This is a genomic window from Bacteroides salyersiae, assembly GCF_031172035.1.
Taxonomy (GTDB): domain Bacteria; phylum Bacteroidota; class Bacteroidia; order Bacteroidales; family Bacteroidaceae; genus Bacteroides; species Bacteroides salyersiae.
The window spans coordinates 5491578-5512332 of sequence record NZ_CP133452.1 but is presented as its reverse complement, the minus strand read 5'-3'; the positions used below and the strand labels follow the sequence as shown (position 1 = coordinate 5512332).

The following is a 20755-nucleotide window of genomic DNA, read 5'->3' as shown; positions in this document are numbered from 1 at the left end:
CTAATAGTTTCATTACTGCAGAACTGATATGAAAGTTATTGGTAATATTAAATATATGTTTTTAAATCAGATAATATTCTGATAAAGATTGTAGCTGCGAATAGATATATCTCGATAGGGATAATTTGACCACTAATAACAACACTTATGGGAAATGCAAGGAGAGACAAGCAAGTGAGGCTTAGCCATATTTTTATCCATTTGGCAGTACTGTTTCTTTTGAAGACGAATGCCAACATTAAATTAGTAGGTAATGCCCATAAAATGTTGCAATTACTGTTTACTAATTCTATTTCTGAAGTAATGATGAGGCTGATCAAGAGACATCCGAATATTCCACTGAGAAAAAATAACAATCTGTCAAACCATATATATTGTTTTCCTTTTTTTAATTGTAAATAAGAAAGGATGCATGCAATCAATAGCAGTAGAGAAAAAAAACTTTGTGTAATGGCAGTATTGGGTGCTTGTTTGAATACGGTAGGAGAACAAATCTTGTGCGAAGCCATGAGTATTGGTTCATTATTCTGACGTACTTCTTTCAAGAGCTCTATTAGACCGCCAGGATTGAAGGCTGCTTGGTATAAACTTATTGGATCGTCTGCTTTAGGACCGATCACAACGTTAAATAATAGATGTAACCAGCTATTTTGTAATGGATCTGATTGCTCGATGTCTCGATAAGTCTGATTGATGTTATTCACTTGAAAAGCATCCTTATCCCATTTACATTGTTTGAATAACACGTCTCTTAACTGTGTGCTACAATTGTTTGTTGGAACTTTGAATTTGTAAAAGCGATCTCCACTAATGAGGATTCGGTTTAATTCTTCCCATAGGCTTTGTTTTTGTTCTTTGCTGATATTTAAATAGTATTCATTAATGCCTCTTCCATCGTTTTTATATCGATCGGCGAATTTCTTAAAAGGTTCTCCATCTAGATATGATATAACTGTTCCTTGGAGGATTTTGTACGCGAAGAAAGACTGTTTATCTGAATATGATCCGAAATTAAAGATTACATCTATATTTAAAGTGGCATCTTGAATGCGTAGTGCACTATGTCCAAAACCTCCTTCGTAATCCGGAGTAGCCGAACAGGTAATAACAGAAACAAAAGCTTTTTCAGAAAGCTGTGGGAGCGATATTGACTGGGCGGATAGAATAATAGGAAGGATGGCCAAAGTAAAGAAAAGGGCCTTGAAGAGAGTGCTTTTGTATGACATATCTATTCTTAATTGTGGATGATTATAAAAGTCAAACTCCATCTACAGATTGTAATTATAATCTGTGATGGAGCTTGATTTGGGAATGATTGTGAAATTTATTTTTTTATGAATTTCACCGTGTTATCTCCTATTTTGATCAGATATATACCTCTTTGTAAAGCTGTTACATTGATCTCTTTGGTATTTAAGATACCTGATAGAGTTTGTACACCGGTTATGTTATAAATGTTATATTTTTGATTTTCTGCTCCTTCTACGATAAGCGCATCTATTTCAGCATTGTAATACACAACTGGTTTTTCTGTAGTAGTGCTTTGTATTCCGCTTCCACTTGTTTGGGTTCCTTCAAATGTAACGTCGACTATTAATTGTGCGGGGTATGTCGTCTCTACAACAAGAATCAATGATATCTCTTTATCTACTATTGTGGATCTGTTTAGATCTACACTAACTTCACCGATAGGGTCCGGTAAATTGACTTTAACATCTTCTTTGGGAAGAAGGACGATTGTATTTCCGTCTTTCTGTAATTCTACACTTGGGATTATGATATCTCCGAGTTCTATGGTTGAACCCCCGACAGAAAACTTAAAATTTCTGATTTCTAATCTGATATGATTAGCATCTTCTGCTATGATATAAATGTCTTCCGTACTGTCCCCTGCGGGCATTCCTCCTACTTTTACCCCCAATGTACCATTGTACGTACCAGCAGCTTCCTGGCTTTGTGCATAACTAAGATTAGGCATTACGATTGCAATAAAAGCAATCATTACTTTAAGTAATTTTTGTTTCATAATAATTCTTTTTAAACGTTTATGTTTAGAACACATAGGCGAATCCTAAGTTCGCATATATCGGATACATATCAAATGTGATAGTATCGAAATCTTTTTTAAAAATAGACATCATTCCCCATGTCACATTCCCAGTTACGTTCAAATGCGAAAATGCTCTCCATTGGGCTCCTAATTGTAGTCCCCACTGGAAAGAACGTAGGTCATTATTGAAATCATAGGTAGCGGATAGAACATTAACTTTCTCACCTGTAGGATCTACATCTCTGATATAGCCGTCATAAGCAGTTCCGAAGAATTCTCCGGAAGTAAGATAAGAAAACCAAGGACCTAACTCTAATTCCCATCGTTTACTGACTTTATAAATAGCCAGAACTGGAATTGTCAGTAAAGATTGCTTTACGGTAGTAGTTACTCCACCAGTCCATTGTCCTTCCATTTCCCCTCCGTCACTGGCTATCATTTTCATATGATAGTTTTTTACGGTAGCATCGGTTTTCATACCTTTTGTTTCTAAACGTATTCCGGTACTTATTCCCCATTTATTATTAAATGTCTTTACGACGTCTCCTTCAATAGAAAAGGCAGTTGTAGGATTATAACTGTTAATTTTTCTGATTTCTGCCGGTAGGGGCAGGGGAGAAGTGCCTCCAATGTTAAATCCGGCTTTTAATCGATATTCTAATCCTTTAGTCAACGATTTTAATATACTCTGGTTTCTTTCCTCTTGTGCTTGTACTATTGTTGTATAGCAACCGATACTAAGCAGAAGTAACAAGGAAATTATCTTTTTATTCATTTTATATTTGTATTATTCGTTATCACCTTCAAGTATTAATTTGGCTTCATCTATGATCAGTGTACTACCTACGGCACCTTCAAAATAAGCTCCGTTCCGGCTCGATGAAAATACTACTGCCATATAATATTCCCCTTTTGATAACTTTTCACGATCAGGGTCTTTGCGATAGACAAAAGGAATATATAAATTTTTATATTCTTTACTTGGCTCAGGAGCATTTACTCGCGCAATACCTATAATACAATCTTCATTGAAATTGATAGAGCCGTCCAGCTTTTTACCATCTGCTGACTCATAAAGTATGGCATATAAATCAAAAACATCGGTTTTGTTTTCAATGACATTTTGATCTTTATCTGTGAACTCTTTTCCCGGTGTATACTGATACCATACAGAAAATGCTATCGGTTTACGATTGAAAGCCATTGGCATACCGAATTGAGTTGCTTCCAGAGGCTTAGGTATAGCTATTTGTGTATCGAATGAACCTATGAAAAGATTTCCGGCGGCAATAGGCATACCTACCATTACTCCAAAAGCACCAGTAGTCTTAGTTTCGAGTTTCACACCTTTTCCTATATAACCTTTATCGTATGAAACGGTGGGATGTGTAAAAGGGTCATCGCTTCCTATAATTGCATATACGGGATTTGCTGTTGCCCATATTGGTTGTTCCTGTCCGGCATCGGTTATTTCATAAAATTCATACCATTTTTTACCATTGGTTCCTTCTTTGATTCTCCAATGCTCAAAACTGAATTGAGGTTTTACATTAGTGGTATCCACAAATACTTTATACTCCTTTTGCCATAGTCCGTCTTGAGAGGTGACAATGTAAGTTTGAGGTTCAGAGAAGTCTCGTACCGTACCATTCGGTGGATAAATAGTGGCTCCTTCAGTTAAAGAGAAAGAAGGCGCTATCTGTTTGATACCATCTTTTATATTTGAATAAGCCATAAGTATAACACTGTTATTTGTTATGGTAGGATCTGATTTTAAAATGCTGGGATCGGGCAGTACACATGATATAATATCTGCTTCTGCATTGGGTGCTTCGTCTTGGATACAAGAACCGAGGCATAAACTAATGCATATACTCGTTATTATTGTTTTTAATTTCATTATATTTTATTGGTTATGAATTTATTAAGATGGAATATTCGTAAAAAACTGTGGTGCAAAGTTAAGTTTAAAATTCTACTTATCAAATCTTGGTTTGTCTTTTTATGTTCTTTTTATACTATTTCTTTAAAAGTGGAGACTGAAAATCAATATAATAGGTCTATTTTTAAAATTTAGTGTTCCAATCCTAAAGTAATATGATTCTGATCGAATGATTCTACTTTCATCAATTCTTTATTTTTCTCGGTATTTCTGAACTAATTAGAGTTTATTGAGTTTTTATTAATGAAATAATTGAAGTAGCTTTTTATATTCTAAATGTTAAATTATCTATGGAATATTGAATAAATTTGAGATTTATAATGGAATATTTTGTATTGAAAAACTGGCAAAATTGTTGAGTGGTTTTAATCATATTCTGCTTATAAAATCTGAAACTTTAGTGTATATAAAGAGTATATTCATTACATTTGTAGCAATTAATATAGCAAAGTCATGATTGAATCGGAAAGGAAACAGATAATCGATTTGGTGAGGCGTGAGGTGATTCCGGCTATTGGCTGTACAGAACCTATTGCGGTAGCGTTGTGTGTGGCAAAAGCTGTAGAAACACTGGGAACAAAGCCGGAGAATATAAAGGTATTTTTGAGTGCCAACATTTTGAAAAATGCAATGGGGGTAGGTATTCCTGGAACGGGGATGATCGGTTTGCCTATCGCTGTGGCCTTGGGGGCTATTATCGGAAAGTCGGAGTATCAGCTTGAAGTATTAAAGGATAGTACACCGGAGGCTGTAAAGTTGGGAAAACAGTATATAAATGAGAAGCGTGTCTGTATTTCGTTGAAAGAAGGTATTGCGGAAAAACTTTATATTGAAGTGCTTTGCGAAGCAGAAGGGAAAGTAGCTACGGCAATTATTGCCGGTGGGCATACCACCTTTATATATATAGCACGCGGTGAAGAAATATTGTTTAGTAAACAACCTGTCGGAACAGAAGAACAGGACGAGCAGAACTTGGACCTGAACTTAAAGAAAGTTTATGATTTTGCTTTAACCGCCCCGTTGGAGGAGATCCGTTTTATTCTTGAGACAGCCCGGTTGAACAAAGCTGCTGCCGAGAGCTCTTTTCAGGGAGATTACGGGCATGCTTTGGGAAAGGTACTTCGTGGACGGTATGAGCATCAGATAATGGGTGACAGTGTCTTTTCTCATATTCTTTCTTATACTTCGGCAGCTTGTGATGCCCGTATGGCAGGAGCTATGATTCCGGTAATGAGCAATTCGGGTAGTGGTAACCAGGGAATATCAGCAACTTTACCTGTTCTGATTTTTGCAGAAGAGAATGGCAAATCGGAAGAGGAACTTATCCGCGCCTTAATGTTAAGCCATCTCACGGTGATTTACATAAAACAGAGTCTGGGGCGTTTATCCGCGCTCTGTGGTTGTGTAGTAGCAGCTACCGGTTCGAGCTGTGGCATTACGTGGCTGATGGGAGGAAACTATGAACAAGTTGCTTATGCAGTACAAAATATGATCGCCAATTTGACGGGAATGATTTGTGACGGTGCAAAGCCCAGTTGTTCATTGAAAGTAACGACCGGTGTTTCTACCGCAGTTCTTTCAGCCGTAATGGCCATGGAAAATCGATGTGTGACATCTGTGGAAGGGATTATCGATGAGGATGTCGATCAAAGTATCCGTAACTTGACCCGTATCGGTTCGCAAAGTATGAATGAGACGGACAGGGTGGTATTGGATATTATGACTCACAAACGCTGTTAGCCAAAAGCTTGTTTTAGTTGAAAGTTGAAAATTGAAAGTTGAAAGTTACTATGCAGCATGATAGCGCAGCTAACTTTCAACTTTCAATTTTCAACTTTCAACTATTAATGGCATCCGCAGCCTTCGCCGCATTCATGGTCACCGCAGTCGCTGCCACAATCACCACAACCGCAGCTGCAACCGCCGCCCATCATGTTTACGATTTCCTGTATTTCTTCGTTGGTGGCCGGACGGCTTTCAATTACTTCACCGACAAAAGTCAGATCAGCACCTGCCAACGGGTGGTTCATGTCAACTACTACTACATCGGGTTTCACTTCCACTACTGTTCCGTTCATGCGACGGCCCTCGGAATCCATTAAAGGTACTACATTACCTGCAAAGATACGTTCGTTATCGAATTTGCCGTCGATTTCGAAAATATGTTTGGGTAAATCCAGTACATGTTCTTCGTTGTACTCGCCATAAGCATCCTGAGATGAAATGGTGAACTCGAATTTATCTCCTTTATTAAGTGGGGCTATCTGGCTTTCAAAAGCTTCGAGTGTAGTACCCAAGCCGGAAATGAATTGGAATGGATGCTCTGCTTTGGCTTCTTCTACTAAATCTTTTTCTCCATCTTCTGTAGTGTACAGTTTATACGCTACGGTGATGTACTTGTTTTCTGCTGTTTCCATTTATTTTTGTATATAGTTAGTAATTGCGGATATCCGCGTAGCTGCAAAGATACGAATAATTTATTAGGCAGTCAGAATACACTATGTAAATTTCAGATTATTAAGCGCTTTTATCACAATCCGGTTGCACTTGAAAAATGGTTCCTTTTAGAACTATAAAGTGATAAAATTAGATATAAAACCCCTCTTTTCTTACGATTATTCAATTTTAGGTGATTTTTTTCTTCAATTTGTTTGGATATAATAAAAAAGCCCTTACCTTTGCAGCACAATTAACAGAAGAAATAAGATATGAATACTCATACATCTATTAACCTGGCAGTCCTGCATATTATTCGCGTCGTGGTGGTCACATCAAGAGCGTGAGAAAGGTTGTGTATGTATTCGTACCATAAAATGAAATAATTAGAGCCTTTCTCACTATCGTGGGGAAGGCTCTTTAATTAAAAAGAAATCAGGAAATGAAAAAGCAATTACGCAGTTCATTCAGTACGCAAGGCCGCCGCATGGCAGGTGCCCGCGCTTTATGGGGGGCCAACGGTATGAAAAAAGAACAGATGGGGAAGCCCATTATCGCTATCGTGAATTCGTTTACGCAGTTTGTGCCCGGACATGTACATTTACATAAAATAGGACAATTGGTGAAAGCGGAGATTGAAAAATTAGGCTGTTTTGCTGCGGAATTCAATACGATTGCTATTGATGACGGTATTGCCATGGGCCATGACGGTATGCTCTATTCGCTTCCTTCCCGTGATATTATAGCAGATAGCGTAGAGTATATGGTGAATGCCCACAAGGCGGATGCAATGGTGTGTATCAGCAATTGTGATAAAATTACTCCGGGAATGCTGATGGCTGCCATGCGATTGAACATCCCTACCGTATTTGTATCGGGGGGGCCGATGGAGGCCGGTGAATGGAACGGTCAGCATCTTGATTTAATCGATGCTATGATCAAATCGGCCGATGACAGTGTAAGTGATAGCGATGTGGCTGATATAGAAAGAAATGCTTGTCCTACTTGTGGTTGTTGTTCGGGTATGTTTACGGCAAACTCGATGAACTGTCTGAATGAAGCCATCGGGTTGGCGCTTCCCGGCAACGGAACGATTGTAGCTACTCATGAGAACCGTACCGAGCTCTTCAAGGACGCTGCTAAACTGATTGTGGAGAATGCTTTTAAATATTACGAAGAAGGAGACGAGAGTGTATTGCCCCGGAGCATCGCTACCCGTGAGGCTTTCTTGAATGCCATGACGCTCGATATCGCTATGGGAGGATCTACGAATACGGTTCTTCATCTGTTGGCCGTTGCCCATGAGGCGGAAGTCGATTTTAAGATGGATGATATCGATATGTTGTCCCGTAAAAGTCCTTGTCTGTGTAAAGTGGCTCCTAATACGCAGAAATATCACATTCAGGACGTGAACCGTGCAGGAGGTATTATAGCCATTATGAACGAGTTGGCAAAAGGAGGGCTCGTAGATACGACTGTCCGTCGGGTGGATGGTATGACATTGGCCGGGGCGATCGATAAGTTCTGCATTACCAGTCCGAATGTTTGTGAGAAAGCGTTGAAAAAATATGCAAGTGCGGCAGCCGGAAAATTCAATCTCGTATTGGGCTCTCAGGATGCTTATTATAAGGAGCTCGACACGGACCGTGCCGGCGGATGTATCCGTGATTTGGAACACGCTTATAGCAAAGACGGCGGATTGGCTGTCTTGAAAGGAAATATAGCTCAAGACGGTTGTGTTGTGAAGACAGCCGGTGTAGACGAGAGTATCTGGAAATTTACCGGTCCGGCCAAAGTTTTCGATTCGCAAGAAGCTGCTTGTGAAGGTATTTTAGGTGGAAAAGTGGTCAGTGGCGATGTGGTCGTCATTACGAATGAGGGGCCCAAGGGTGGTCCGGGAATGCAGGAAATGTTGTATCCCACCTCTTATATTAAGTCCAGACATTTAGGAAAAGAGTGTGCGTTGATTACTGATGGCCGTTTTAGTGGCGGAACGTCGGGATTGAGTATCGGACACATTTCTCCGGAGGCTGCGGCCGGTGGGAATATCGGTAAGATACAAGACGGAGACTGGATTGAAATAAACATTCCTGAGCGTACTATCAATGTGAAACTGACTGATGAAGAACTGGCTGCGCGTCCGATGGCTCCGGTAACTCGGGAACGGTTTGTTCCGAAGAGTCTGAAAGCTTATGCCAGCATGGTGAGCTCTGCTGATAAGGGAGCGGTGAGAATGATTTAGAATTATGAATTTGATTTATGGATTATGAAAGACTTAATTTCGGGCGCAGAAGCATTGATGCGTTCTCTTGAATATCAGGGAGTAGAGACCATTTTTGGGTATCCGGGAGGTTCTATCATGCCGGTATTCGATGCTCTGTATGATCATCGGGATACGTTGAATCATATATTGGTTCGGCACGAACAGGGGGCAGCTCATGCGGCACAAGGTTTTGCACGCTCATCGGGTGAAGTGGGAGTCTGCCTCGTTACGAGTGGTCCCGGAGCTACCAATACGATAACAGGTATTGCCGATGCGATGATCGACAGTACTCCTATTGTAGTGATAGCAGGACAGGTAGGTACTGTATTTTTGGGAACGGATGCTTTTCAGGAAGTCGATCTTGTCGGTATTACCCAGCCTATTACGAAGTGGAGTTATCAGATCCGGCGTGCGGAAGATGTACCTTGGGCGGTAGCCCGCGCATTTTATATCGCAAAAAGCGGGCGTCCCGGTCCGGTAGTGCTCGATTTTGCTAAGAATGCACAAGTAGAGAAAGCCGGATATGTTCCGACGAAGTTAGATTATATCCGTAGCTATGTTCCTGTGCCCGATACAGACCCGGAGGCAGTGAGAATTGCTGCCGGGTTGATAAATAATGCGGAACGTCCGTTGGTACTGGTAGGCCAGGGGGTAGAATTGGGAAATGCCCAACAAGAATTGCGCAATTTCATCGAGAAGGCGGGAATACCTGCCGGATGTACTTTGTTAGGATTGTCGGCATTGCCAACGGATCATCCTTTGAATAAGGGTATGTTGGGGATGCATGGCAACTTAGGACCGAATATTAATACGAATAAATGTGATGTTCTTATTGCGGTGGGTATGCGTTTTGATGACCGGGTAACGGGAAATCTGGCTACCTATGCCAAACAGGCAAAGGTCATTCATTTTGATATCGATCCGGCGGAAGTGAATAAGAATGTGCATGCAGACATAGCCGTGCTGGGTGATTGCAAAGAGACCTTGGTTGCCGTGACAGAGCTACTGCAAGCCAATACACATACCGAATGGCTGGAAAGCTTTACGGATTATGAACGGATGGAAGAGGAGAAGGTGATTCGTCCGGAACTGCATCCGATGTCCGATACACTCACTATGGGCGAAGTAGTACGCGCGGTGAGTGAAGCTACTCATAATAAAGCTATTTTAGTGACGGACGTCGGTCAGAATCAGATGATGTCTGCCCGCTATTTTAAATATAGTAAAGAGCGCAGTATCATCACTTCCGGTGGTTTGGGAACGATGGGGTTCGGACTGCCTGCCGCTATCGGTGCGACTTTCGGGCGTCCCGATCGCACTGTCTGTGTTTTTATGGGTGATGGCGGACTTCAGATGAATATCCAGGAATTGGGTACTATTATGGAACAGAAAGCTCCCGTGAAGATTATTGTGCTGAATAATAACTTTTTGGGGAATGTACGCCAATGGCAGGCGATGTTTTTCAATCGCAAATACTCTTTCACTCCGATGATGAATCCGGATTATATGAAGATTGCTTCTGCTTATGATATTCCGTCCCGGCGTGTGATGTCCCGTGAAGAACTGTCGGAAGCCATTGCGGAGATGATTAAGACGGAGGGTCCTTATCTGTTGGAGGCTTGTGTGATTGAAGAGGGAAATGTGTTGCCAATGACACCTCCGGGCGGCTCGGTGAATCAGATGTTGCTGGAATGCTGAGGGAGATTCGAGAGAGGAGAAGGTGAATAAAAAAATGGAAAGTTATGAGTGATAAGACATTATATACACTGATTGTACATTCGGAGAATATAGCAGGATTGCTGAATCAGATAACGGCTGTATTTACTCGCAGGCAGATTAATATAGAGAGCTTGAACGTGTCGGCATCTTCTATTAAGGGAGTACATAAATATACGATTACGGCATGGACGGATAAGGATACGATTGAAAAGGTGGTGAAGCAGATCGAGAAAAAGATCGATGTGTTGCAAGCGCATTATTTCACGGACGATGAGATTTATTTCCATGAAATTGCCCTATATAAAGTATCCAGTCCGGAGTTTCAGGCCAATCCGGAGGCTTCCCGGATTATACGCAGGTACAATGCACGTATCGTCGAGGTAAACCCGGTGTTTGCTATTGTCGAAAAGAATGGGATGAGTGAAGAAATTACAGCTCTTTACAGTGAACTGCGCCGACTGAATTGTGTTTTACAATTTGTTCGTTCGGGACGTGTGGCCATTACTACCAGTTGTTTTGAACGGGTGAATGAATTCCTTGCCGACCGGGAAACGCGTTATAATCAAAGTAAGAAACAACAGGAAGATGAGTGAAAATAATAAAATAGGAACTTACAGATTTGTTGCAGAACCGTTTCATGTAGATTTTAACGGACGTCTGACGATGGGAGTATTGGGTAATCATCTGTTGAACTGTGCGGGCTTTCATGCCAGTGACCGTGGTTTTGGGATTGCAACCCTGAATGAGGATAATTATACTTGGGTACTTTCGCGTCTGGCTATCGAGTTGGATGAAATGCCTTACCAGTATGAGGAATTCAGCGTTCAGACATGGGTGGAGAATGTGTACCGTCTTTTTACAGATCGTAACTTTGCAGTGATCAATAAAGATGGGAAAAAGATAGGATATGCCCGTTCCGTATGGGCAATGATTAATTTGAATACCCGTAAACCGGCCGATTTGCTGACATTGCACGGAGGGAGTATCGTTGATTATGTCTGTGACGAACCTTGTCCGATTGAAAAGCCGTCGCGTATTAAAGTGACTACAAAAGAACCTGTGGCGACGATTACTGCCAAATATAGCGATATCGATATAAACGGACATGTAAACAGTATCCGTTATATTGAGCATATTCTGGATTTGTTTCCTATAGAACTTTATAAAACAAAGCATATTCGCCGGTTTGAAATGGCTTATGTGGCCGAGAGTTACTATGGCGATCAATTATCTTTCTTTCAGGAAGAGGTTTCGGAGAATGAATATCACATAGAGGTAAAAAAGAACGGCGAAGAGGTGGTTTGCCGTTCGAAGGTATTATTTGAATAAGATAAAATTAGATTGTATAATAAACAGGTGGCTATGCCACCATTTAAAAATTAAAAACAAAAATGGCACAAATGAATTTTGGCGGTGTTATGGAAAATGTAGTAACCCGCGAAGAATTTCCGTTGGAAAAAGCTCGTGAAGTATTAAAAGATGAAACAATTGCCGTAATCGGTTATGGTGTACAGGGCCCCGGTCAGTCACTGAACCTGCGTGATAATGGTTTCAACGTGATTGTCGGACAGCGTAAAGGTGGTAAGACTTGGGAGAAAGCGGTAGCTGACGGTTGGGTGCCGGGCGAAACTTTGTTTGATATAGACGAAGCATGCCAGCGTGGAACCATTATCCAATATCTGCTTTCGGATGCGGCTCAGATCGAGGTATGGCCTACTGTGAAGAAGAATCTTACTCCGGGCAAAGCTCTTTATTTCTCTCATGGTTTCGGCATTACTTATAAAGAACGTACCGGTATCATTCCTCCTGCTGATGTGGATGTAATCCTTGTTGCTCCGAAGGGATCGGGTACTTCATTGCGTACTATGTTTCTCGAAGGCCGTGGATTGAATTCATCTTACGCTATCTTCCAAGACGCTACCGGCCGTGCTTATGATCGTGTGATAGCTTTGGGTATTGGCGTAGGTTCGGGCTATCTGTTCGAAACGACATTCAAACGTGAAGTTTATTCTGACTTGACCGGAGAACGTGGTTCATTGATGGGTGCTATTCAAGGTTTGTTGCTGGCGCAATATGAAACATTGCGTGAGAACGGTCATACACCTTCTGAAGCATTCAATGAAACAGTAGAAGAGTTGACCCAGTCTCTGATGCCTTTGTTTGCAAAGAATGGTATGGACTGGATGTATGCTAACTGTTCCACTACTGCTCAGCGTGGTGCGCTCGACTGGATGGGCCCGTTCCATGATGCCATCAAACCGGTGATGCAGCAATTATATGAGAGTGTAAAAACCGGTAACGAAGCACAAATCTCTATTGACAGCAATTCTCAACCGGATTATCGTGAAAAACTGAATGAAGAACTTCGTCAGTTACGTGAGAGCGAAATGTGGCAGACTGCTGTGACGGTTCGCAAACTTCGTCCGGAAAACAATTAAAATAATAATAAGTGATAAGTGATTAATGGCTGCGCTATAATCCGCATGGCACTAATCACTTATCGCTAATCGCTCATTATTCATCACTTATCACTTATCATTTTTTCTACGTATTCCATCAGCTTTTTATAAAAGGCGTGCCGGGTCAGGGTTTGGGCTTCTCCCAATATGACTAATTTCATGCGTGCACGGGTGATGGCGACATTCATTCTTCGTAAGTCATTCAGAAAGCCTATCTGACCATTTTCATTGGCTCGTACAAGGCTGATAAAGATGACATCTCTTTCTTGTCCTTGAAAGCCGTCTACGGTGTTTATAGTAATTAATTCACGAAAGGGGCGGAAAAAGCTGCTGCTTTTTATTTTGTTTCTTAGATATTGCACTTGGGCTTTATATGGAGAAATAAGCCCGAAGTCGATTCGCTCGTCGAATACACGATTTTCACCTATTCTCTGAATGTAATTTTTGAGTTCCTGTATTAAAAGGTCTGCTTCGGGTTTGTTGATTCGTCCGAAACTTTCGCCTACAAATTCTTCATGAAATTCCAATTCCGAGGTATCGATCCAAACCATAGGGGTATCGTAATCGAGGATGCCACGATGGCGTACTTCGGGAGCAGATTCTAACTGGTTGTTATAAAACCATTCGGAAGGAAAGCGCATAATGGCTTCGTTCATGCGATATTGTACTTTGAGAAGGGAAACGGAAACAGGTTTGTTTGTTACGACCTTTTCCATTAAAGTCTGATCTAATCCTCCACGGGCAGCTTCGATGCATTTGATGGTAGGAGGGAGTTGGCAGTGATCACCGGCAAAAATAACGCGGTCGGCTTTACGGATGGCAATCCAGCAGGCGGCTTCCAATGCCTGTGCTGCTTCGTCGATGAAAAGAGTACTGAAACGGCGGCCTTCGAGAATGCGGTGATTGCTACTGACAAGTGTGGAGGCGATGACTCGTGCGGAAGAGAACAAATCTTCATTAATAAGTATTTCCAGTTCCGTGGCGCGGTCGCGCAGACGGCTGATGCGATTGCGCATGCTTTCCCTCTCACTATAATTTCCCTTGCGGATATGTCCGCTTATCTCGCGAATGGATTTACGCACGCTCCATAGTTCTGTATAGGCCGGATGGTTTTCAAAGCGTCGTTCATACGTGAATGAAAGCATTTTATCATTTACGCGTGTCGGATTTCCGATACGGAGCACAGGGACACCGCGATCCACCAACTTTTCGGCAATCCAATCGACGGCTGTATTGCTTTGTGCACAGACGAGTACTTGATTTTCTCGGTGTAGGGTTTCATAAATGGCTTCTACGAGAGTAGTGGTTTTTCCGGTTCCCGGAGGACCATGTACAATCGCTACATCTTTGGCGCAAAGTACTTTATTGACAGCTTCTTCTTGTGTAGAATTCAACCAGGGAAACCGGACCGGATAAAGTTCTCTCCGACGGATGGGAAGAGTTCCGAGCAATGTGTCACGTAATTCGGCAAGCCGGTTGCCTTTGGCGCGAAGAACATCTTCAAGTGCATTGAACATAGCGCGGTAAGAAGTCTCGTCAAAATATAACTGTACTCCTAAATAATCGGCATTTTGTACATCGAGCAGAGCACTCGTGCCGGGCAAAACCACTACCATTCGTTCTTCGTCGGCAAAACTTACAGTAGCGGTGAAGTTCATATATTTAATTTTCCCGTTGTAGTCCTGTTGGAAAAAGCAGACCGGACGGCCAAATTCAAAAGCGTGTTCAATATCCTTATCTTCCGTTCGGATAATTTCTATGACGAGTTGGTTCAAGGAGTTGTAATAATTTCGACCTGTTTGTACCGGATACCAGCAGAGTCCGCGCTTTACTTTTCGGGCAATACCCATTGTTTCCGTCTGTCGTTGGAATTCCTCTTTCTCATATTCATATTCCATACGTAGCAAAATCTGTTGCTGTTGAAGGGCGAGAAGGGGAGAACCGGGATCAATTTTGTTATTATTCATCTGTGGCTAATGTTTGAATATTAAACATTGTTCGTTAAACATTATTGCGCGCTTGTTCGTTAATAATACATATACAGTTTTAAAATATAAATGCATATGGTGTATGATATAGACATGATAAGAAGCTTCTATTCAGCCTATAAAGGGAAAATGGAACGTGTAAGGAGTGTGCTGAAACGTCCGCTTACGTTAGCAGAAAAAATCTTGTATACTCATCTTTTTGAGGAAGCCCGTTTGAGGGATTATAAACGTGGGGAAGATTATGTGAATTTTCGTCCGGATCGGGTAGCTATGCAGGATGCTACTGCACAGATGGCTCTATTGCAGTTTATGAATGCCGGTAAGGAACGCGTTGCTGTTCCCTCAACAGTGCATTGCGACCACTTGATACAGGCTTATAAGGGAGCGAGCGAAGACATAGCCACTGCTACTAAGACGAACGAGGAGGTATACGATTTCCTGCGCGATGTTTCTTCCCGTTATGGAATCGGCTTTTGGAAACCGGGAGCGGGAATTATCCATCAGATCGTATTAGAAAATTATGCATTTCCCGGAGGAATGATGGTAGGAACAGATTCTCATACACCGAATGCCGGTGGTTTGGGAATGGTTGCTATTGGGGTAGGAGGTGCCGATGCGGTAGATGTGATGACGGGTATGGAATGGGAATTGAAGATGCCCAAATTGATTGGTGTCCGGTTGACCGGAGAACTTAACGGTTGGACAACTCCCAAAGATGTTATTCTTAAATTGGCCGGTATCTTGACTGTGAAGGGTGGCACTAACGCCATTATTGAATATTTCGGTTCCGGTACGGAATCTATTTCAGCAACCGGAAAAGCTACGATTTGTAATATGGGTGCCGAAGTAGGGGCTACTACTTCGCTTTTTCCCTATGATGAACGTATGGGCGTTTATCTGCGTGCTACCGGTCGTGAAGAAGTTGCCTTGTTGGCGGAGTCCGTAACTGCCGATCTTCGTGCTGACGATGAAGTGATGGCGCTGCCCGAGAAATTTTATGACCGTATTATTGAAATAAATCTTTCAGAACTGGAACCTTATATCAATGGGCCGTTCACTCCTGATGCGGCTACTCCCATTTCTGAATTTGCAGAAAAAGTACTGCTGAACGGTTATCCCCGTAAAATGGAAGTAGGGCTTATCGGGTCGTGTACCAATTCATCCTATCAGGATCTCAGTCGTGCTGCTTCTATTGCCCGTGAGGCATTGGAGAAGGACGTGGCCATTGCTGCGCCGCTTATTGTTAATCCCGGAAGTGAACAAATCAGGGCTACTGCCGAACGGGATGGAATGATTACTCTTTTCCGCCAAATAGGGGCAACGATCATGGCAAATGCTTGTGGGCCTTGCATCGGGCAGTGGAAACGCCATACAGACGATCCTACCCGTAAAAACTCGATTGTGACCTCTTTCAACCGCAATTTTGCCAAACGGGCGGATGGTAATCCGAATACATTTGCTTTTGTGGCTTCCCCCGAAATAGTAATGGCACTCACCATTGCCGGTGATCTTTGTTTCAATCCCTTAAAAGACCGTTTGCTTACGCATGAGGGGAAGAAAGTGAAATTCAGTGAACCGGTGGGAGATGAATTACCTGTGTATGGTTTCACTTCGGCTGCCAGTGGCTACTTGGCCCCTGTTGGAACAGAAGTTGAAATCAGGGTCGATCCGCAGTCGAAGCGTTTGCAATTGTTGGCTCCTTTCCCGGCATGGGATGGAAACGACTTATTGAATATGCCTTTGCTGATCAAGACACAAGGGAAGTGTACTACTGATCATATTTCGATGGCAGGTCCGTGGTTGCGTTTTCGCGGGCATTTAGAGAATATTTCCGATAACATGCTGATGGGAGCGGTCAATGCTTTTAACGGTGAGACAAATAGTGTGTGGAATCGCTTGACAAATACTTATGGGCCTGTTTCCGGTACGGCTAAGATGTATAAGGCAGAAGGAATTGCTTCGATGGTTGTTGCCGAAGAAAATTATGGTGAGGGCTCCAGTCGTGAACATGCGGCTATGGAACCTCGTTTCCTGAATGTAAAAGTAATTCTTGCCAAGAGTTTTGCCCGTATTCATGAAACCAATCTGAAGAAGCAGGGTATGTTGGCTGTTACTTTTAAGGATAAGGATGATTATGATCGCATACAAGAACATGACCTGCTTTCTGTAACTGGTTTGCAAAACTTTGCTCCGGGACGCGACCTTGAGGTGGTGGTTCATCACGAAGATGGAACCAAAGAGAGTTTTGCCGTACAGCATACCTATAATGAGCAGCAAATAGCATGGTTCCGTGCAGGATCTGCCCTCAATAATAATTTGTCATTGTGTTATTAAAAAAAATACGTGTGCAGCCAATGGGTACATGAACATATTGGCAAATTGCCACATTATCGATTATGAACAAAATTACTAAACAACTTGACGGTACTTTGTCTGTACCGGATATTCCGACCGTTCCTTTTATTACCGGTGACGGTGTGGGTGAAGAGATAACTCCCGCTATGCGGGCTATTGTAAATGCGGCTGTTGATAGTTCTTATGGTGGCCGCCGTAGGATAGAGTGGCTTGAAGTGCTTGCCGGTGAACGTGCTTATCACTCTGTCGGTTCGTGGTTGCCCGACGAGACAATGGATGCTTTTAAAGAATATCTTATCGGTATCAAAGGGCCGTTGACCACTCCTGTGGGTGGGGGGATTCGTTCGTTGAATGTGGCTCTGCGCCAGACACTTGATTTATATGTATGCCTGCGTCCGGTGCGCTGGTTTGTGGGAGTGCATTCTCCTTTGCAGGCCCCGGAAACAGTCAATATGACCATTTTCCGTGAGAATACCGAGGATATATATGCCGGTATCGAGTGGGAGGCAGGTACTCCGGAAGCAGAGAAACTTTATCGTTTTTTGCGGGATGAGATGGGAGTGACGAAAGTCCGCTTTCCCGAAACCTCCTCTTTTGGGGTGAAGCCTGTGTCTAAGGAAGGAACGGAGCGTTTGGTGCGTGCTGCCTGTCAATATGCGCTCGATCATCATTTGCCTTCCGTCACGTTGGTACACAAGGGGAATATAATGAAATTCACCGAAGGAGGTTTCAAAAAGTGGGGATATGAATTGGCACAGCGGGAATTTGGTGATGCGTTGGCGGAGGGGCGGTTGGTTGTCAAGGATTGCATTGCCGATGCCTTTTTGCAAAACACGCTGTTGATGCCTGAAGAATATTCGGTGGTTGCCACATTGAATTTGAATGGTGACTATATTTCCGATCAGTTGGCTGCCATGGTAGGCGGTATCGGCATCGCTCCGGGAGCTAATATCAATTATGTCAGTGGGCATGCTATTTTTGAAGCTACTCATGGCACTGCTCCCAACATAGCCGGACAAGATATCGTGAATCCTTGTTCGTTGATACTCTCTGCGGTAATGATGCTCGAATATATGGGTTGGCAAGAGGCTGCCGACCGTATAACGATGGCGCTTGAACATAGTTTTGGTGATGCCCGTGCTACGGCAGATTTGGCCCGTTTCATGCCTGGAGGCAAGTCTCTTTCCACATCTGCTTTTACCAGAGAGATTATAGAGAGAATAAGAAGTTAAGTAAATGATAATAAAATAAATACGGTTATGAAGAAAGAATATTTGGTCTATAAGCTCTCTGAGGACATGAAAGACTGTACCCGGATCGATAATGAGCTTTTCCCGAAGTATGATGTAAAGCGCGGATTACGTAATGAAGACGGTACCGGAGTATTGGTAGGCCTTACTAAAGTTGGCAATGTTGTTGGTTATGAACGTATTCCCGGAGGTGGTTTGAAACCGATTCCCGGAAAATTGTTTTATCGCCAATATGATCTTGAAGATCTGGCTCATGCCGCTATGAAAGAGAAACGCTATGGTTTTGAAGAAGTGGCTTATCTGCTGCTTTCCGGTCGCCTGCCCGATAAAGAAGAATTGGCTTCCTTTCGTGAACTGGTAAATGATAATATGCCGTTGGAACAGAAGACAAAAATGAATATTATCGAACTCGAGGGAAACAATATCATGAATATTCTGGCTCGCAGCGTGCTCGAGATGTATCGTTTTGACGCCAATCCGGACGATACATCGCGTGATAACCTGATGCGGCAAAGTATCGACCTTATCTCGAAGTTTCCCACTATCATCGCGTATGCTTATAACATGTTACGCCATGCAACTTTCGGTCGTTCGCTCCATATCCGTCACCCGCAGGAGAATCTTTCCATAGCCGAGAACTTTCTTTATATGCTGAAAAAAGACTACACTCAGTTGGATGCCCGTACGCTTGATCTTTTACTGATGCTTCAGGCAGAACACGGTGGTGGTAATAACTCTACGTTTACCGTTCGGGTAACTTCTTCTACCGGTACGGATACGTATTCGTCTATTGCCGCCGGTATCGGTTCATTAAAAGGACCGCTTCATGGAGGAGCCAATATTCAGGTGGTCGATATGTTTCACCATCTTCAGGAAAATATCAAAGATTGGACTAATGTCGATGAAATAGATACCTATTTTACCCGCATGCTTAATAAGGAGGTGTACAATAAAACCGGATTGATTTATGGTATCGGCCATGCGGTATATACCATTTCCGATCCCCGTGCGTTGTTATTGAAAGAGTTGGCTCGTGATTTGGCAAAAGAGAAAAAGCGTGAGCGTGAATTTGCTTTCCTTGAGTTATTGGAAGAACGCGCTATCGCCATGTTTGGCAAGATAAAAAATAATGGTAAAACCGTGTCGAGCAATGTTGATTTCTACTCTGGTTTTGTGTATGAGATGATCGGTTTGCCACAGGAAATTTATACTCCGTTGTTTGCTATGGCACGCATTGTGGGGTGGTGTGCGCATCGCAATGAGGAGTTGAACTTCGAGGGGAAACGTATTATTCGTCCGGCATATAAGAATGTACTGGAAGTGGGGCAATACATCCCTTTGAGTAAGCGTTGATTCTCTGAATGATTTTATTTTGGTTTGCTCTCATTCTGAAAAGGATGGGAGCTTTTTTGTGGCACTCTTCTGTAAGAAAACTCTTTGTAATAATCAGGTTTTTCTATATCTTTGCTTGTCGTAAAAACACATGACTATGGATGCGGAAACCTTTGGATCTTTTCTTTGGATAATGACTTTGGTAGCAGCGCTTGTTTTTATTGCGCTTTATTTTGTGAAGGCTGGTTATGGTATGTTTCGTAGTGCAGCTTGGGGGCTTTCTGTCAATAATAAATTGGCATGGATGCTAATGGAGGTACCGGTCTTTTTAGTGATGATATGGATGTGGTGGTATTCCGACCGTCGTTTCTTACCCGTGCAACTGACTTTTTTCTTTTTCTTTCAACTTCATTATTTTCAGCGTTCGTTTGTTTTTCCTTGTTTATTGCAAGGAAAAGGCCGAATGCCGGTTGCTATCCTTTTGATGGGAGTTCTTTTTAATGTTCTGAATGGTTTTATGCAGGGTGAATGGATATTTTATCTTTCTCCTGCAGATAGGTATACTTCTCAATGGTTTGCTGCGCCGCAATTTATATTAGGTACAGTTCTGTTTTTTGTAGGTATGGGTATTAATTGTCATTCCGACTATATAATCCGGCATCTTCGAACCCCGGGGGATACCCGTCATTATCTTCCTTCCGGAGGCTTGTACCGTTATGTCACTTCAGCTAATTATTTCGGTGAGATAGTGGAGTGGACAGGATGGGCCATACTTACATGGTCTCTTTCGGGAACCGTGTTTTTATGGTGGACTTTTGCCAATCTTGTACCTCGTGCCAATGCTATCTGGCATCGTTATCGCGAAGAGTTCGGTGAGGCGGTCGGTAGTCGGAAACGTATCTTTCCATTTATATATTAATTGATTCTTTTCAAGAAAACACGGATGCTTATGAATATAGAT

Annotated in this window: 16 protein-coding genes; 10 read left to right on the top strand and 6 right to left on the bottom strand. The window is 42.4% G+C overall.

All coding sequences use genetic code 11. The features are described from left to right. Window positions 1-47: 47 nt before the first annotated feature. From RB604_RS21220 to RB604_RS21205, 4 genes are read right to left on the bottom strand one after another with little or no spacing between them, the layout of a single operon-like run. Complete coding sequence (locus RB604_RS21220) at window positions 48-1268, bottom strand: lipoprotein N-acyltransferase Lnb domain-containing protein (protein WP_005933457.1); 1221 nt, start codon at window positions 1266-1268, stop codon at window positions 48-50. A 56-nt stretch (window positions 1269-1324) separates the two neighbouring features. Continuing rightward, window positions 1325-2026: a calycin-like domain-containing protein gene (locus RB604_RS21215; protein WP_055294813.1), complete on the bottom strand. Its 702-nt coding sequence runs from the start codon at window positions 2024-2026 to the stop codon at window positions 1325-1327. 25 nt (window positions 2027-2051) lie between these two features. Then, window positions 2052-2825, bottom strand: a complete 774-nt coding sequence (locus RB604_RS21210; RefSeq protein ID WP_005933452.1) for a porin family protein — start codon at window positions 2823-2825, stop codon at window positions 2052-2054. Window positions 2826-2837: 12 nt separating this feature from the next. Further along, window positions 2838-3785, bottom strand: a complete 948-nt coding sequence (locus tag RB604_RS21205) for a PCMD domain-containing protein (protein WP_229103611.1) — start codon at window positions 3783-3785, stop codon at window positions 2838-2840. A 660-nt stretch (window positions 3786-4445) separates the two neighbouring features. Between RB604_RS21205 and RB604_RS21200 the strand changes: the two genes are divergently transcribed. Beyond that, complete coding sequence (locus RB604_RS21200) at window positions 4446-5732, top strand: L-cysteine desulfidase family protein (RefSeq protein WP_021935891.1); 1287 nt, start codon at window positions 4446-4448, stop codon at window positions 5730-5732. Between the two features lie 104 nt (window positions 5733-5836). Here the strand turns inward: RB604_RS21200 and RB604_RS21195 are convergent, their stop codons facing one another. Beyond that, the gene (locus RB604_RS21195) at window positions 5837-6409 is read right to left on the bottom strand and encodes an FKBP-type peptidyl-prolyl cis-trans isomerase (protein ID WP_055294817.1); all 573 of its coding nucleotides are present in this window, start codon (window positions 6407-6409) and stop codon (window positions 5837-5839) included. Between the two features lie 461 nt (window positions 6410-6870). On the opposite strand from RB604_RS21195, the gene ilvD reads away from it, so the two are divergent. From ilvD to ilvC, 5 genes are all read left to right on the top strand, one after another. Next, window positions 6871-8670: a dihydroxy-acid dehydratase gene (gene ilvD / locus RB604_RS21190; protein ID WP_007482200.1), complete on the top strand. Its 1800-nt coding sequence runs from the start codon at window positions 6871-6873 to the stop codon at window positions 8668-8670. Between the two features lie 24 nt (window positions 8671-8694). Further along, window positions 8695-10389 (top strand): biosynthetic-type acetolactate synthase large subunit, encoded by a 1695-nt coding sequence (ilvB, locus tag RB604_RS21185; protein ID WP_055294819.1) that lies wholly within the window; start codon window positions 8695-8697, stop codon window positions 10387-10389. A 44-nt stretch (window positions 10390-10433) separates the two neighbouring features. After that, complete coding sequence (gene ilvN / locus RB604_RS21180) at window positions 10434-11003, top strand: acetolactate synthase small subunit (protein WP_005933435.1); 570 nt, start codon at window positions 10434-10436, stop codon at window positions 11001-11003. Next, a complete protein-coding gene (locus RB604_RS21175; protein ID WP_005933433.1) occupies window positions 10996-11739 on the top strand; it encodes an acyl-[acyl-carrier-protein] thioesterase in 744 nt (247 codons plus the stop codon). The genes ilvN and RB604_RS21175 overlap by 8 nt, the downstream gene beginning before the upstream one ends. A gap of 62 nt (window positions 11740-11801) precedes the next feature. Continuing rightward, a complete protein-coding gene (gene ilvC / locus RB604_RS21170; protein ID WP_005933431.1) occupies window positions 11802-12848 on the top strand; it encodes a ketol-acid reductoisomerase in 1047 nt (348 codons plus the stop codon). An 83-nt stretch (window positions 12849-12931) separates the two neighbouring features. Here ilvC and RB604_RS21165 read toward each other — a convergent pair whose 3' ends face one another. Then, window positions 12932-14836, bottom strand: a complete 1905-nt coding sequence (locus RB604_RS21165; RefSeq protein ID WP_007482204.1) for an AAA domain-containing protein — start codon at window positions 14834-14836, stop codon at window positions 12932-12934. Window positions 14837-14932: 96 nt separating this feature from the next. Between RB604_RS21165 and RB604_RS21160 the strand changes: the two genes are divergently transcribed. The 4 genes from RB604_RS21160 (at window position 14933) to RB604_RS21145 (ending at window position 20713) form a co-directional block, all read left to right on the top strand. Next, window positions 14933-17191 (top strand): aconitate hydratase, encoded by a 2259-nt coding sequence (locus RB604_RS21160; RefSeq protein ID WP_055294889.1) that lies wholly within the window; start codon window positions 14933-14935, stop codon window positions 17189-17191. A 44-nt stretch (window positions 17192-17235) separates the two neighbouring features. After that, window positions 17236-18444, top strand: a complete 1209-nt coding sequence (gene icd / locus RB604_RS21155) for an NADP-dependent isocitrate dehydrogenase (protein WP_288203971.1) — start codon at window positions 17236-17238, stop codon at window positions 18442-18444. Between the two features lie 27 nt (window positions 18445-18471). Then, complete coding sequence (locus tag RB604_RS21150; protein ID WP_005933424.1) at window positions 18472-19815, top strand: citrate/2-methylcitrate synthase; 1344 nt, start codon at window positions 18472-18474, stop codon at window positions 19813-19815. Window positions 19816-19951: 136 nt separating this feature from the next. Next, entirely contained in the window at window positions 19952-20713 is a 762-nt protein-coding gene (locus RB604_RS21145) for a DUF1295 domain-containing protein (protein ID WP_007482206.1), read from the top strand. Window positions 20714-20755: the final 42 nt, after the last annotated feature.

Excerpts from the sequence above, each read along its gene's own strand:
- RB604_RS21220 (WP_005933457.1), bottom strand. The coding sequence starts at position 1,268 with ATGGAGTTTGACTTTTATAATCATCCACAATTAAGAATAGATATGTCA.
- RB604_RS21215 (WP_055294813.1), bottom strand. The coding sequence starts at position 2,026 with ATGAAACAAAAATTACTTAAAGTAATGATTGCTTTTATTGCAATCGTA.
- RB604_RS21210 (WP_005933452.1), bottom strand. The coding sequence starts at position 2,825 with ATGAATAAAAAGATAATTTCCTTGTTACTTCTGCTTAGTATCGGTTGC.
- RB604_RS21205 (WP_229103611.1), bottom strand. The coding sequence starts at position 3,785 with ATGGCTTATTCAAATATAAAAGATGGTATCAAACAGATAGCGCCTTCT.
- RB604_RS21200 (WP_021935891.1), top strand. The coding sequence starts at position 4,446 with ATGATTGAATCGGAAAGGAAACAGATAATCGATTTGGTGAGGCGTGAG.
- RB604_RS21195 (WP_055294817.1), bottom strand. The coding sequence starts at position 6,409 with ATGGAAACAGCAGAAAACAAGTACATCACCGTAGCGTATAAACTGTAC.
- ilvD (WP_007482200.1), top strand. The coding sequence starts at position 6,871 with ATGAAAAAGCAATTACGCAGTTCATTCAGTACGCAAGGCCGCCGCATG.
- ilvB (WP_055294819.1), top strand. The coding sequence starts at position 8,695 with ATGAAAGACTTAATTTCGGGCGCAGAAGCATTGATGCGTTCTCTTGAA.
- ilvN (WP_005933435.1), top strand. The coding sequence starts at position 10,434 with ATGAGTGATAAGACATTATATACACTGATTGTACATTCGGAGAATATA.
- RB604_RS21175 (WP_005933433.1), top strand. The coding sequence starts at position 10,996 with ATGAGTGAAAATAATAAAATAGGAACTTACAGATTTGTTGCAGAACCG.
- ilvC (WP_005933431.1), top strand. The coding sequence starts at position 11,802 with ATGGCACAAATGAATTTTGGCGGTGTTATGGAAAATGTAGTAACCCGC.
- RB604_RS21165 (WP_007482204.1), bottom strand. The coding sequence starts at position 14,836 with ATGAATAATAACAAAATTGATCCCGGTTCTCCCCTTCTCGCCCTTCAA.
- RB604_RS21160 (WP_055294889.1), top strand. The coding sequence starts at position 14,933 with ATGGTGTATGATATAGACATGATAAGAAGCTTCTATTCAGCCTATAAA.
- RB604_RS21150 (WP_005933424.1), top strand. The coding sequence starts at position 18,472 with ATGAAGAAAGAATATTTGGTCTATAAGCTCTCTGAGGACATGAAAGAC.
- RB604_RS21145 (WP_007482206.1), top strand. The coding sequence starts at position 19,952 with ATGGATGCGGAAACCTTTGGATCTTTTCTTTGGATAATGACTTTGGTA.